Source organism: Streptomyces sp. NPDC054842 (assembly GCF_053611025.1).
In genome coordinates, this window is record NZ_JBSGZN010000018.1 from 22,748 (window position 1) to 35,448 (window position 12,701).

The window sequence follows — 12,701 nt, forward strand, 5'->3', positions numbered from 1 at the left end:
ATCCAGAACCGCAAAGACTTCTTTGCGAAGAACTCTTTGCGAAGAAGTCTTTGCGGTTTAGTCTGCCCGTATGACGGACACGAGCGGTGGGCCGGACGAGCCCAGGACCCAGGCGGACTCGGTCGTCCTGGACGCCAGGGGCCTGCGCGCCATGGCCCATCCGGTACGGGTGCAACTGGTCGGACTGCTGCGCAAGTACGGGCCCTCGACGGCCACGCGCCTGGCTGAGCGGCTGGGCGTGAACTCCGGGACGGCCAGCTACCACCTGCGCCAGCTCGGCGCGGCCGGCTTCGTGGAGGAGGACACCGAACGCGGCAACGCGCGCGAGCGCTGGTGGCGTTCGGTGCACCGGACGACGGAGTTCAGCGATCGGGACCTCACCGACCGGGAACCCGAGGCCGCCCTGGCGTACCTGCAGTCCATGGCCGCCACCTACGGGCTGCGCCTCCAGCAGGCGCTCAACGAACTGCACACGATGCCCGAGGAGTGGCGGGGCACCTTCGACATGAGCGACTGGGCGCTGCGGCTCACCCCCGAGGAGTCCGTCGCCCTGCGCCACGAGCTGCGGGCGGTCGTGGACCGCTACCGGCAGGACACACCGCAGGCGGCGGAGGACGCCCCCGAGGGCGCCGAGCGGGTCGCCCTGATCACCCAGATCCTGCCCGAACTCGACGCGTCTCCCGTGCCCGACGCCCCCTCCGCCCCCCGTGGGGGGACGGGAACGGAGACGTCGTGACGGCGGGCACATCCCACGGGGCCGGCCCGGCGGGCACTCGGTCGCTCAGGCCCCTGGCCGGTGTGCTGGCCGCCATGGCGGTGTCGCTGACCGGCACGCGGGTCTCCGCCGTGGCGCTGCCCTGGTTCGTGCTCGTCACGACCGGCAGCGCCACGCAGACCGGACTGGTCGCCTTCTGCGAGCTGACGCCCTACGTGGTCGTCAAGGCGCTCACCGGACCCCTGATCGACCGGACCGGCCCCCGGCGGGTCTCCTGGACCACCGACCTGGCCAGCGCGGCGGCCGCCGCCGCCGTCCCCCTCCTGCACGCCCTCGGCCTGCTCACCTTCCCGCTCCTGCTGGTCCTCGTGGCGCTGATCGGCGGACTGCGCGGTCCCGGCGACCTCGCGAAGGAGGTCATGGTCCCGGAGGCGGCCGAGCACGGATCGGTGCCGCTGGAGCGGGCCACCGGGCTGTCCGGGGTCACGGAACGGCTCGCGTCCACCCTCGGCCCGGCGGCCGGCGGCCTCCTGGTGGCGCTGCTCGGCCCGCTCACGGGCCTGGTCGTCAACGCCGGCTGCTTCGCCCTCGGCTCGGTGATCGTCGGGCTGGCGTTGCCCCGCGGCATGGGACACCCGCCCGAGGACCCTCCCGCACAGGACGGGTCCGCGGCACCGGGCTACTGGCGGCGGTTCGGCGAGGGCTTCACCTTCCTGCGCGGCGAGCCACTGCTGCTCGCGGTGATCGTGACGGTCGGGATCACCAACCTGCTGGACGCCGCGTTCGTCACCGTCCTGACCCCCGTGTGGGCGGAGGAGTCCGGCCACGGGCCCGCCGCGATCGGGCTGACGGGCAGTGTGGCGGGAGCCGCCGCGGTCGCCGGCAGCCTGATCGCCGCGACGGCCGCACACCGGCTGCGCCGCAGGCCGGTGTTCTTCGTGGGGTACGTGCTGGCGGGGGCGCCCAGATTCCTCGTCCTCGCCGCCGACGCCCCGTTGGGCGTCGTCCTGGCCGTGTTCGCCGTCAGCGGCTTCGGCGCGGGCTTCCTCAACCCCGTGCTGGGCGCCGTCATGCTCGAACGCGTCCCCCGCCGGATGCTGGGCCGGGTCAACGCGCTGGGGGACTCGCTGTCGTGGGCGGGCATCCCGCTCGGCGGGCTGGTGGCGGGGGCGGCGCTGGCGTTCACCGGACTCGTGCCGGTGCTGCTCGTCGGCGGCGCCGCGTACTTCCTCACCACGAGCCTGGCCGGGATCCGGCCGGAATGGCGCGAGATGGACCGCGTACGGGGGCGGGTGACCGCGGAGCGGCCGAAGGCGGACTCCGCGCCGGCCTGCGCGAAGGACCCGGTGTGAGGGTCCGCGCCGCCGGCGCCTCACGTCCAGGGGCGGCCCACGTCCAGGAGGCGGCACACGCCACCCGTCCGCCCGGCCGGTGACGCCCGTGCTCACCACGCCGCCCCCGCGCATGTGCGTGGCGGGAACGGCTAGCCGAGGCCGCCGTTGCTGTGCACGAGCTGCCCGTTGATCCATCCGCCCTCCGCCGAGCAGAGGAAGGTGACCAGACGGGCGCAGTCCTGCGGCACCCCGAGACGGCCCAGCGGGGTGACGCGGGCGATGTCCGCCTTCTGCTCCTCGGTCATCCACCCGGTGTCCGTGGGCCCCGGATTGACGGCGTTGCAGGTGACGCCCAGGTGGGCGAGCTCGTGGGTGGCGGCCAGCGTGATCCGGTCCAGCGCCCCCTTGCTCGCCCCGTAGGGCAGGTTCCCGGCGGTGTGGTCGCTGGTCAGGCTGACGATCCGCCCGGTGCCGTGCCGCCCGCGGAAGCGCAGGCCGTACTCCCGGATCAGCAGCCAGGTCGCCCGCGCGTTGACCGCGTAGTGCCGGTCGAAGCTCTCGACGGTGGTGTCCAGCAGCCCGGAGTCGACCGACTCGCAGTGGCAGAGGACCAGCGCGGTGACGTCCCCCAGCTCGCGCCCGACGTCGTCGAACAGCCGGGCGGGCGCCGCCGGATCGCTCAGGTCCGTCTCGACGGCGAGCGTCCTCGCCCCGTACGACTGCGCCCGCTCCCGCAAGGCGGCCGGAGCACCGGGGTCCGCGCCCCACGTCATCCGGGCGTCATAGGGGGTCCAGTACGTGAACGCCACGTCCCAGCCGGCCCGCGCGAGGTCCACGACCACGGAGGCGGCGATGCCCGCCGACCGTCCCGCCCCCGTGACCAGGGCGAGCGGGCGCCCGTCGTCCGTCGCGTCCTGCCGGGCCCCCTGGGGTGTCCTCTCAGGTGTCTCACCAGTCATGATCCTCATCCTGGCGGGCCCTGCCGGGAAGGGCACCGGATTTTCCGTCAGGCCGTGGACGCCAGTGAGGCGGCCTCCCAGGCGAAGCCGTCCGGGTCGGTGAAGGCACCGGAGTCGCCGCCGATCGTCAGCCGGTGCGATCCCGTGCCGTCGGGGGAGACACCGGCGTCCTTGGCCAGCGCGCGCCGTCGGTACAGCCCCAGCTTGACCGGGCCGGGCCCGGTCTCGAACTCGACGTACATCCGGCCGAAGCTCTTCGCCACGGCGAGGCCGTGCTCGACGTAGAACCGCTTGGTGGCGGTCACGTCCGCCACTCCCAGCAGGAGCACGACCCCGTCGATCTCCGGGATGGCCGGGCCGGTGTCCTTCTTCGCCGAGGTCGCGATCTTCCAGATGGCGCCGTCCGGGGCCTGTACGACACCGCCGTAGCCCCAGAGCGACTTCGCCGCGGGCTTCAGCGACGTGGCGCCGGCGGCCAGGGCGGCGCCGACGAAGTGGTCGACGGTGGCCGGCCGGGACACGGTGAGCGACAGCGTGTATCCGCGGAAGCCGGAGGTGGGCTCCTCGGAGGCGCGCAGGCGGAGCCAGGTGTCCAGCCCGAAGGCCTCGGTGTAGAAGCGGCGGGCGGCCGTGGGGTCGGCCACGTCCAGGGTGAGGGATGCGATGGATGCCATGTCCGCCACGCTAGGCGCGGACCGGTGCCCGGCGCTTCTCGAATCCTGACCGTTCCCGCGGACCGTCGCGTTCGGCCTGCCGACAGGCCCTTTCGCGGCGTCGAGCGGTGCTCCAGCGAAGGCCGCCCGGAGCGGCGCGCCACCCCCGCGGCGGTGCCGAACAGCGGCCCCACGCGCCGCCACAGCCGCCGACGTCCGCGGCGAGGGGCCGATGTGCCGGTGTCAGACCTGCCGCACGCGGCGCCGGCGTTCCGGCGTCAGACCGTGCCGGTCCCGAGGGCGTCGTCCTCCCTGCCGTCCGTCGGGCGGCGCAGGGGGAGCCGGGCGCCCAGGTCCGTGGTGTCCATGACGGCCCGCGCGGCGGGGCTGGGGGAGGTGATCTCGACCGGCACCCCGATCATCTCCAGGGCGTCGGTCACACCCAGGAGGCTGTAGAGCCCGCCCGCGTCACAGTAGGTGACCTCGGACAGGTCCAGCCGGAGCAACCGGGTGCTCCCGGGCAGGACGGCCGTGACGACGGCCTCCCGCAGTTGCGCGCTGGTGTGGACGTCGAGTTCGCCCACCAGTGCCATGAGCACGCCGCCTTGGCCCTGCTCGCCGCGGCGCACACGCAACCCCGGCTGAAAGTCTCCGTTCACGACCGGCACTCTCCGACCGGCCGGGCGCCGGTCATGACTGGGAAGGCCGCTGTCTGCCCAACGGCCCGGCCACAGTCTGCCGGATCACGGGACCCGCCCGCGGATCGGAGGGGCTCGTTCGGTCAGCCTGCACGGCAGCGACACATCTCGTACACCGGCCGCGCAAGAGCGCCGGACGTTCCCGCCGGTCCAGCCCCTCCCGTCAGTCCCGGACGAGGCAGAACGGGTGGCCGGCCGGGTCGGCGTACACCCGCCACCCGCGCCGCCCGTCACCGGCGTCGAGCAGGGTCGCACCGGAGGACAGCGCGGTGGCCTCGGCGCGGTCGAGGTCGGGGACCCCCAGGTCGAGGTGGAACTGCTGGGGCCGTGCGGGGTCCGGCCACCGGGGCGGCCGGTGGTCGGCCACCCGCTGGAAGGCGAGCACGAACCCGGTCCCGGTGTGGAGCGTCGCCCAGTCCTCGTCGAGCGACCAGCGCGGGTCCGGCCGGTTCACCTCCCCGCCGAGCAGCGAGGCGTAGAACCCGGCGAGTCCGAGGGGGCGGGCGCAGTCCAGTACGACGCATTGCAGCTTGGCGATCATGCGGGGCAGCGTAGACCGGGGCGGGCGCGGACATCGTCCGCGCCCGCCCTCGTCGGGGTCTGCGCCCCTCGGTCGGGGCCGGCACCCGCTTCCGGGCAGCGGTGCCGCACACGGACCGCCTCCCGAAGCGCGGAGTCGCCCCCGTGAGGACAGGCGGTCAGTGGGCCGAGACGCGCTCCTGGAGCTGCTCGGGAGTCAGGTAGGCGTCGGTGTACTCGAAGTCCCGCAGCGTGGCGGGCGTGCGGGCCAGGAAGCCCGTACGCACGAAGTCGTCGCCCGCCACCGAGTTCAGCGCCCAGTTCGTCGCCACCCTGACCTTCGCCACGTTGGTGCGCAGCGCCGACCAGTGGTAGCCGCGGGCGGCGACCAGCGCCGGCAGACCGCGCAGTTCGACGCCGAGCGGCCGGGACACGGCGTCCATGCCACCGAGGTCGACGACGAGTCCGAGGTCCTTGTGGACGTACGGCGACATCCGCTGCCCGCGCAGGGTCGCGATGACGTTGTCGGCGACGTGCTTGCCCTGGCGCATCGCGTGCTGTGCGGTCGGCGGGCACACCGCGCCCTCCACGTCCTTGGCCTCGTCGGGCACGGCGGCGGCGTCACCGAGCGCGAAGACGCCGTCGTGTCCGGGCAGGCACATCTCCGAGGTGACCGCCAGCCGCCCCTTGACCGTCTCGGCGCCCAGAGTGGCGATGAGCGGGCTCGCCGCGACACCGGCGGTCCAGATCAGCGTGCGGGTGGGGATCACCCGGCCGTCGGTGAAGGTGACCTCGTCCGGGCCCGCCTTCGCGATGGAGACGCCCAGCGAGACGTCGATGCCCCGCTTGCGCAGCACGTCCAGGGCGCTGCGGCCGAGCTTGTCGCCCAGTTCGGGCATCAGCTTCGGCGCGATGTCGATGAGGTGCCACTTGATGAGCTTGGGGTCGAGCCTGGGGTAGCGCTTGACGGCGTTGTGCGTCAGGCGCTGCAGGCACGCCGCGGTCTCCGTGCCCGCGTAGCCGCCGCCGACGACCACGAACTGCAGCCGCGCCGCGCGCTCCGCCTCGTCCACGCTGGCGTCGGCGATGTCGAGCTGCGAGATGACGTGGTCGCGGATGTACACGGCCTCGGCGAGCGTCTTCATGCCCCGGGCGTTGTCGGCGAGTCCGGGGATGTCGAAGGTGCGGGTCACGCTGCCCGGGGCCAGCACGATGTAGTCGTACCGCTCGTTGACGATGTCGCCGGAGATCGTGCGCACGACGCAGACCTTGGCCTTGAGGTCCACCCCGATGGCGCCGCCGGGGATGATCCGCGTGCGGTACTTGCGGCTGCGGCGCAGGGACACGGCGACCGACTGCGGGGTCAGCACGCCGGAGGCGACCTGGGGCAGCAGGGGCAGATAGAGCTGGTAGGAGAACGGTGTCACCAGGGCCAGGTCGGCCTCGTCGGGTCCGAGCTTGCGTTCCAGCCGCCGGACGCACTCCACTCCCGCGAAGCCCGCTCCCACTACCAAGATCCTCGGTCGTGACACGATTTTCATCCCTTCACCGGCTGAGACTTGTCTGGCTCCCAGAGGTTCCTGTGCCCCTGGGCCGCCGCCTCGCACATGTTCGATCCCATCGCGCAACGCGCCGACGCGCCACCGGGCGCCTCTCCGACGGTTCGCCCTTCACCGGGACGGCCGCCGGTCGCGGCCCCGGACGGCGTGCCGTCGGCGCCCGGTGACGGCGTCGTCACCGAGCCGTCTCCGAGTGCCCGCGAGCGCGCGAAGTACCCGCGCCGACGCCCGTCCGGTGGGGGCTCCTGAGGAACGGGCCGCGGCGAGTGGTATTTCCGGTTCCGCGCGGGCCACAAGTCCGCTCACTCGTGTCGGAGGAAATCTGTCGTGGCGAGAGTAGACATTCGGTGTCGCCGGGCGTTAACGTTTTCCTCGTAGCCAAGAAGTCATCAAGGCGCGGCAGGCGAACTGCCGCGTGTGCTGGACCCGCGATGCAGGGCACGGCAGTGGAGTGGCAGGGCCGGAGTATGCCGGGGTCCTGTCGCTGGCTGCCGGGCCCGGCGGCTCACAGGAGCCGTCGACGGTGCGCGGGACGGCAGTCGCACCACCAGTGATCGAGCACGAGAAGGAGGTCGACACCATCAGGATCGCCCGGGCGTGTGATCGGCCCGGGTACCGCAGGCCCCGGAACGGAAGGTGGTCTCACGGTCACGCATCCGCGATCCCCGCACTCGCTCACGTCCCCCCGGCGCAAGTGCGGAAACAGAAGGCCGGCGCAGCAGTAGGCCGGCAGATGGTGTTGTTGTAGGAACAGGGGCCCTGACGCCGAAGTGGCGTCAGGGCCCCCCGACTTGTGCCCGGCGCGTTCGCGGAACGGAGCCAGCGAGGAGGCGTCGTCCCGCCACCGGCCCGCCGGCCCGCCGGCCCGCAGGCTGCTCGGCTCCTCGGATGCTCGGTGTCGTGGCTCCCGCGCTCCCGCTGTCCGGCGGTTGGGCTTGCTGTCGCCGCGGTTCATGACGGAGACGTCGAGGTGCGCGACGCCCCCAAAAGCGTTATGCCTTAGGCCCGTTACGCCCCCACCCCCGCTGCACGGAGCGCCCGGTGCCCGGCCCTGCCGGGTCGTAGTATCGGGTGATCTCGGGTGGGAGGTGGGGTGGGGTATGGGCAGGCGACGTCCCGGCGGCCCGACGCTGGAGGAGGTGGCCGCCCGCGCGGGGGTGGGACGCGGCACCGTCTCACGCGTCATCAACAACGCTCCAGGCGTGCGTGGTTCGACCAGGGAAGCGGTGCGGCGCGCCATCGCGGAACTGGGGTACGTGCCCAATCTGGCCGCGCGTTCGCTGGCCGGCCGCCGCGCCGACGCCGTGGCGCTGGTCATGACGGAGACGGACTGGCGGCTCTTCGGGGAACCCTTCTTCAGCGAGGTCGTCCGCGCCGTCGGTGACGCCCTGACCGACACCGGGATGCAGTTGCTGCTGACCCTCATCCGCTCCGAGACCGAACGTCAGCGCTTCGTGGAGTACGCGCGCGGCGGCCGGGTGGACGGGGTCCTGCTCATGTCCGTCCGCGCCCAGGACCCGCTGCCGGACATGCTCGCGGACGCCGGTCTGCCCACCGTGCTCCTGGGGCGCCGCACCGGCGAGGAGTGCGTGACGTACGTGGACGCGGACAACGTCGGCGGTGCCCGCAGCGCGGTCTCCCACCTGCTGGACAGCGGACGCCGGACCATCGCGACCATCACCGGACCGCTCGACATGTACGCGGCCCAGTGCCGGCTCCGCGGGTACCACGAGGCGCTGCGCCGCGCGGGCGTCGCCGAAGTGCCGTCCCTCGTGGTGGAGGGCGACTTCACCGAGGAGAGCGGACGCCGGGCGATGGCCGAACTCATCGAGCGGCACCCCGGCGTCGACGGTGTCTTCGCGGCCTCGGACACCACCGCCGCCGGGGCGCTGACGGCGCTGCGCGCGGCCGGCCGCCGGGTGCCCGACGACGTCGGGGTGGTCGGCTTCGACGACTTCCTGCTGGCCCAGCACACGGACCCCAAGCTGACCACGGTCCGCCAGCCGGTGGACGAGATCGGCCGGGCCATGGTGCGGCTGCTGGAGGAGGAGATGGAGGAGCCGGCGGTGGCCTGGCGGCACGTCATCCTCCGGACGGAACTGGTCCTGCGCGACTCGGCCTGAGCGGCGACGACGGGACCGGCGGATCGACGGCGGCGGCTGAGGAGCAGGTGACCAACCGAGCCGGCCGAGGTGGACCTGAAACGAGCCAGCCCGGTTGAGCCCGGGAAGAGCCGGCCGAGGCGAATCCGAACCGTGCCCGACGAGGCGTACGTGAACCATGTGACGGGGCGGGCGGCGCCGCGACCCGGAGCGTCGAATGTTTTCGGGAGCGCTCCCAACGCCTGGACTCTCGCCCGGAGTTGATTCGCCCAGGGCCTCCGACCTCGGACTTCGAAATTGGTTCGACGCGCGTCCCGTTCACACCCTTGTCAGGGACATGCGCGACTCCTACAGTCCCTTTCGAATCGCGAGTGGGAGCGCTCCCATCCTGACGGGGACCGAGCGCTTCCGAACACTCCGGCCGCCCCTCCCAGAGAGGATCCCCCCGCATGCGACCGTTACCGCACCTGGCCCGCGCCGCGCGTGGCCTGTTCGGCGCACTGCTCACCGCTCTCGCCCTCGTCGGGACACTCGTCACCGTCACGACGCCGGCCCACGCCGACACGACCATCTGTGAAGAGTTCGGATCGACCACGATCCAGGGGCGCTACGTCGTCCAGAACAACCGCTGGGGCACCAGCGCCACCCAGTGCATCACCGCCACCGACTCCGGCTTCCGGGTCAACCAGGCGGACGGTTCCGTGCCGACCAACGGCGCCCCGAAGTCGTACCCGTCCGTCTTCAACGGCTGTCACTACACGAACTGTTCGCCGGGAACCAACCTGCCGGCGCAGCTCAGCACCATCTCCGCCGCGCCGAGCAGCATCTCCTTCGGCTACGTGAACGACGCCGTCTACGACGCGGCCTACGACATCTGGCTCGACCCGACGCCCCGCACCGACGGCGTGAACCGGACCGAGATCATGATCTGGTTCAACAAGGTGGGCCCGGTCCAGCCGGTGGGCTCGCAGGTCGGCACGGCCACCGTGGCCGGGCGCACCTGGCAGGTCTGGTCCGGCAACAACGGCGGCAACGACGTCCTGTCCTTCGTCGCCCCCTCCGCGATCAGCAGCTGGAGCTTCGACGTCATGGACTTCGTCGACCAGGCCGTGGCGCGCGGAATGGCCCAGAACAACTGGTATCTGACGAGCATTCAGGCCGGGTTCGAACCCTGGCAGAACGGTGCCGGGCTCGCCGTCAACTCCTTCAGCTCCACGGTCACCACCGGAGGCGGCGGCGACCCGGGCGGGCCCGGCGGCTCCACCGGCTGCAAGGTCGCCTACGGCACGAACGTCTGGCAGGGCGGCTTCACCGCCGACGTCACCGTCACCAACTCCGGCCCCTCCGCCGTCGACAACTGGAAACTGGCGTTCACCCTGCCCTCGGGGCAGCGCATCACCAACGCCTGGAACGCCACGGTGACGCCGTCCTCGGGAGCGGTCACGGCGAGCGGCCTGGCCCACAACGCGGGCATCGCCGCCGGGGCCAGTCAGACCTTCGGCTTCCAGGGGACCTACGGCGGCACGTTCGCCAAACCGGCGGCCTTCAGCCTGAACGGCACCGCCTGCACGACCGGGTGACATCCACGCGGCACAGCACCGGCGGAGCCCGCGCCGCCACCGCCTGACCGTTCGCGCGGGCACGTGTCCGGCATCCGCCGCGGCGGTCCGCTCCGGGGCCCGCTCCTCTTCCCTGCGCCGACGGGAAGGGCCCCGGAGCAACCCGCCGTCCGTCACCCCCGCCGCTTCCCCCCTGCGGACCCCGACCGGAAAGGCCCCCCCGCATGAGCCTTTCGCACTCCCGGCGTCCGGCGCTCGTCGCCGCACTGAGCGCCGTGTCCCTCGCCCTCACCGGGCTCACCGCCGCCGCACCGCACCATCCCGACGTGTCCTCGGCCTCCGCCGCGTTCCCCTACCAGGACCCGTCCCTGCCGGTGCCGGCCCGGGTCGACGACCTGCTCGGCCGGATGACGCTCGACGACAAGCTCGGCCAGATGACGCAGATCGAGAAGGACGCCCTCGTCCCGGTCTCCGACCTCGCCACCCACCGCATCGGTTCGGTGCTGTCCGGCGGCGACTCGACGGTCAGCCCCAACAACGCCCAGACCTGGGCGGACACCTACGACGCACTGCAGCGCACCGCCCTCGGCACACCGCTCGGCATCCCGCTGATCCACGGGATCGACGCGGTGCACGGCCACAACGCCGTGCGCGGCGCCACCGTCTTCCCGCACAACATCGGGCTCGGTGCCACCCGCGACCCCGCGCTCGTGCGGCGCGTCGGGCGGGCGGTGGCCGAGGAGGTGGCCGGGACAGGCATCGACTGGGACTTCGCCCCCTGCCTGTGCGTGGCCCGCGACGACCGCTGGGGCCGTACGTACGAGTCGTTCGGCGAGAAGCCCGAGCTGCCCGCCGCCATGGCCACGCTCGTCACCGGCCTGCAGGGCGAGACCCTGGGCGCCGGCCCCGCCTCCGTGCTCGCCACCGCCAAGCACTACATCGGCGACGGCGGCACCACCGGCGGCGTCGACCAGGGCGACACCCGGATCTCCGAGGCGGAACTGCGCGCCGTCCACCTGCCGCCGTTCCAGGAGGCGGTGCGGCGGGGCGTGGGCGCGGTGATGCTCACCTACAGCAGCTGGAACGGCGTGAGGGCGCACGGCGACAAGTACCTCGTCACCGACGTGCTCAAGGGCGAACTCGGCTTCAGCGGGTTCGTCGTGTCCGACTGGGCCGCCGTCGACCAGCTCGACGGGCAGACCGGCTTCACCGGTGCCGAGATCGCGAAGGCCGTCAACGCCGGCGTCGACATGGTGATGGTGCCGCACGACTACGGGAAGTTCCTGACTCTGCTGCGCGGTGAGGTGACCGCGGGGCGGATCCCGCAGGCCCGCGTCGACGACGCCAACCGGCGCATCCTGACCAAGAAGTTCCAACTCGGCCTGTTCGAGAAGCCGTTCACCGACCGTTCGCTGACCCCCGGCGTCGGCTCCGCCGCACACCGCGCCCTCGCCCGGGAGGCGGTGCGGGCCTCGCAGGTGCTGCTCAAGAACGAGGGCGGGGTGCTGCCGCTGCCGAGGACGGCGAAGGTGTTCGTGGCCGGCAAGTCGGCCGACGACATCGGTAACCAGAGCGGCGGCTGGACCGTCGGCTGGCAGGGCCGCAGCGGCGCCGTCACCGACGGCACCACCGTCCTCCAGGGCGTCCGCGCCGCCGTCACCGACCCCTCGCGCGTCACCTACGACCGCTACGGCAACGGCATCGACGCGACCTACACGGCCGCCGTCGCGGTGGTGGGCGAGACCCCCTACGCCGAGGGCCGCGGCGACCGGCCGGGCGGCCTGGGACTGGACCAGGAGGACCTGGCGACGCTCGGCCGGCTGAAGGCGAGCGGCGTACCCGTGGTCACCGTGCTGGTCTCCGGCCGACCGCTCGACATCGCCTCCCAACTGACCGACTGGCAGGCGCTGTTGGCGGCCTGGCTGCCGGGCACCGAGGGCGCCGGTGTCGCCGACGTGCTGTTCGGCGCCTACGCCCCCACCGGCAAACTCCCCGTGACCTGGATGAGGAGCGCCTCCCAGCAGCCCGTCAACGACGGTGACGGCAAGGTCCCCCTCTTCCCGTACGGGTACGGACTGACCTACTCAGGGACGAACCCCGAGCCGACTCCTTCGCCGACGCCGACGCCGACGCCGACTCCTTCGCCGACGCCGACGCCGACCGGCGCGGAGTGCACCGCGCAGTTCCGCGTCGCCTCCTCCTGGGGCGGCGGCTACCAGGCGGAGATCACGGTCCGGAACTCCGGACCGACCCCCCTCACCGGCTGGGCGGTCGACTGGGACCTCAACGGGTCCACCGTCACCAATCTCTGGAACGGCACCCTGACCCTGTCCCAGGGCCGGCCCACCGTCCGCAACGCCGCCTTCAACGGCTCGCTGTCACCCGGCGGCACCACCTCCTTCGGCTTCACCGCGAGCGGCGCGGCCGGAGCACCGGTCCCGCACTGCGCGGGGAGCTGACCCCCGACGTCCCACCGCCGTCCGCAGGCGCACGGCCGAGGCCGGCGTCCCGGGCACGACGACCCGCGTACGGAAGGACGGACGCACCCGCCTCGACGGGCCCCCGCCCGGCCAGGCGTACCGCGCACCACCTCGTACCACCCG

The 12,701-nt window shown here is 72.8% G+C and carries 10 protein-coding genes; 5 read left to right on the forward strand and 5 right to left on the reverse strand.

Translation table 11 applies throughout. The features are described 5' to 3' along the window. The first annotated feature begins 70 nt into the window (after positions 1–70). Positions 71–736, forward strand: coding sequence for an ArsR/SmtB family transcription factor (locus ACWGIS_RS16415; protein ID WP_453363092.1), 666 nt, complete (start codon positions 71–73; stop codon positions 734–736). Continuing rightward, positions 733–2,067 carry an MFS transporter gene (locus ACWGIS_RS16420; RefSeq protein ID WP_453363093.1) on the forward strand — a complete coding sequence of 445 codons (1,335 nt, stop codon included), beginning with the start codon at positions 733–735 and terminating at the stop codon, positions 2,065–2,067. Before ACWGIS_RS16415 ends, ACWGIS_RS16420 begins: the two co-directional genes overlap by 4 nt. Positions 2,068–2,198: 131 nt before the next feature. Here ACWGIS_RS16420 and ACWGIS_RS16425 read toward each other — a convergent pair whose 3' ends face one another. The 5 genes from ACWGIS_RS16425 to ACWGIS_RS16445 form a co-directional block, all read right to left on the reverse strand. Further along, complete coding sequence (locus ACWGIS_RS16425) at positions 2,199–3,008, reverse strand: SDR family oxidoreductase (protein WP_453363094.1); 810 nt, start codon at positions 3,006–3,008, stop codon at positions 2,199–2,201. A gap of 47 nt (positions 3,009–3,055) precedes the next feature. Continuing rightward, positions 3,056–3,682: a glyoxalase gene (locus ACWGIS_RS16430; RefSeq protein WP_453363095.1), complete on the reverse strand. Its 627-nt coding sequence runs from the start codon at positions 3,680–3,682 to the stop codon at positions 3,056–3,058. A 257-nt stretch (positions 3,683–3,939) separates the two neighbouring features. Next, the gene (locus ACWGIS_RS16435; protein WP_453363096.1) at positions 3,940–4,320 is read right to left on the reverse strand and encodes an STAS domain-containing protein; all 381 of its coding nucleotides are present in this window, start codon (positions 4,318–4,320) and stop codon (positions 3,940–3,942) included. A 202-nt stretch (positions 4,321–4,522) separates the two neighbouring features. Continuing rightward, positions 4,523–4,900, reverse strand: a complete 378-nt coding sequence (locus ACWGIS_RS16440; protein WP_453363097.1) for a VOC family protein — start codon at positions 4,898–4,900, stop codon at positions 4,523–4,525. A gap of 157 nt (positions 4,901–5,057) precedes the next feature. Beyond that, entirely contained in the window at positions 5,058–6,419 is a 1,362-nt protein-coding gene (locus tag ACWGIS_RS16445) for an NAD(P)/FAD-dependent oxidoreductase (protein WP_453363098.1), read from the reverse strand. A 1,118-nt stretch (positions 6,420–7,537) separates the two neighbouring features. Here ACWGIS_RS16445 and ACWGIS_RS16450 point away from each other — a divergent pair. The 3 genes from ACWGIS_RS16450 (at position 7,538) to ACWGIS_RS16460 (ending at position 12,557) form a co-directional block, all read left to right on the forward strand. Next, positions 7,538–8,560: a LacI family DNA-binding transcriptional regulator gene (locus ACWGIS_RS16450; protein ID WP_453363099.1), complete on the forward strand. Its 1,023-nt coding sequence runs from the start codon at positions 7,538–7,540 to the stop codon at positions 8,558–8,560. Between the two features lie 428 nt (positions 8,561–8,988). Beyond that, positions 8,989–10,119, forward strand: coding sequence for a GH12 family glycosyl hydrolase domain-containing protein (locus ACWGIS_RS16455; protein WP_453363100.1), 1,131 nt, complete (start codon positions 8,989–8,991; stop codon positions 10,117–10,119). A 203-nt stretch (positions 10,120–10,322) separates the two neighbouring features. Then, on the forward strand, positions 10,323–12,557 hold the full coding sequence (locus ACWGIS_RS16460) for a glycoside hydrolase family 3 N-terminal domain-containing protein (RefSeq protein ID WP_453363101.1): 2,235 nt from the start codon (positions 10,323–10,325) through the stop codon (positions 12,555–12,557). The last annotated feature ends 144 nt before the right edge of the window (positions 12,558–12,701 follow it).

Coding starts and splice junctions, on each gene's coding strand:
- ACWGIS_RS16450 (WP_453363099.1), top strand. CDS start 7,538: ATGGGCAGGCGACGTCCCGGCGGCCCGACGCTGGAGGAGGTGGCCGCC.
- ACWGIS_RS16455 (WP_453363100.1), top strand. CDS start 8,989: ATGCGACCGTTACCGCACCTGGCCCGCGCCGCGCGTGGCCTGTTCGGC.
- ACWGIS_RS16415 (WP_453363092.1), top strand. CDS start 71: ATGACGGACACGAGCGGTGGGCCGGACGAGCCCAGGACCCAGGCGGAC.
- ACWGIS_RS16445 (WP_453363098.1), bottom strand. CDS start 6,419: ATGAAAATCGTGTCACGACCGAGGATCTTGGTAGTGGGAGCGGGCTTC.
- ACWGIS_RS16440 (WP_453363097.1), bottom strand. CDS start 4,900: ATGATCGCCAAGCTGCAATGCGTCGTACTGGACTGCGCCCGCCCCCTC.
- ACWGIS_RS16425 (WP_453363094.1), bottom strand. CDS start 3,008: ATGACTGGTGAGACACCTGAGAGGACACCCCAGGGGGCCCGGCAGGAC.
- ACWGIS_RS16430 (WP_453363095.1), bottom strand. CDS start 3,682: ATGGCATCCATCGCATCCCTCACCCTGGACGTGGCCGACCCCACGGCC.
- ACWGIS_RS16460 (WP_453363101.1), top strand. CDS start 10,323: ATGAGCCTTTCGCACTCCCGGCGTCCGGCGCTCGTCGCCGCACTGAGC.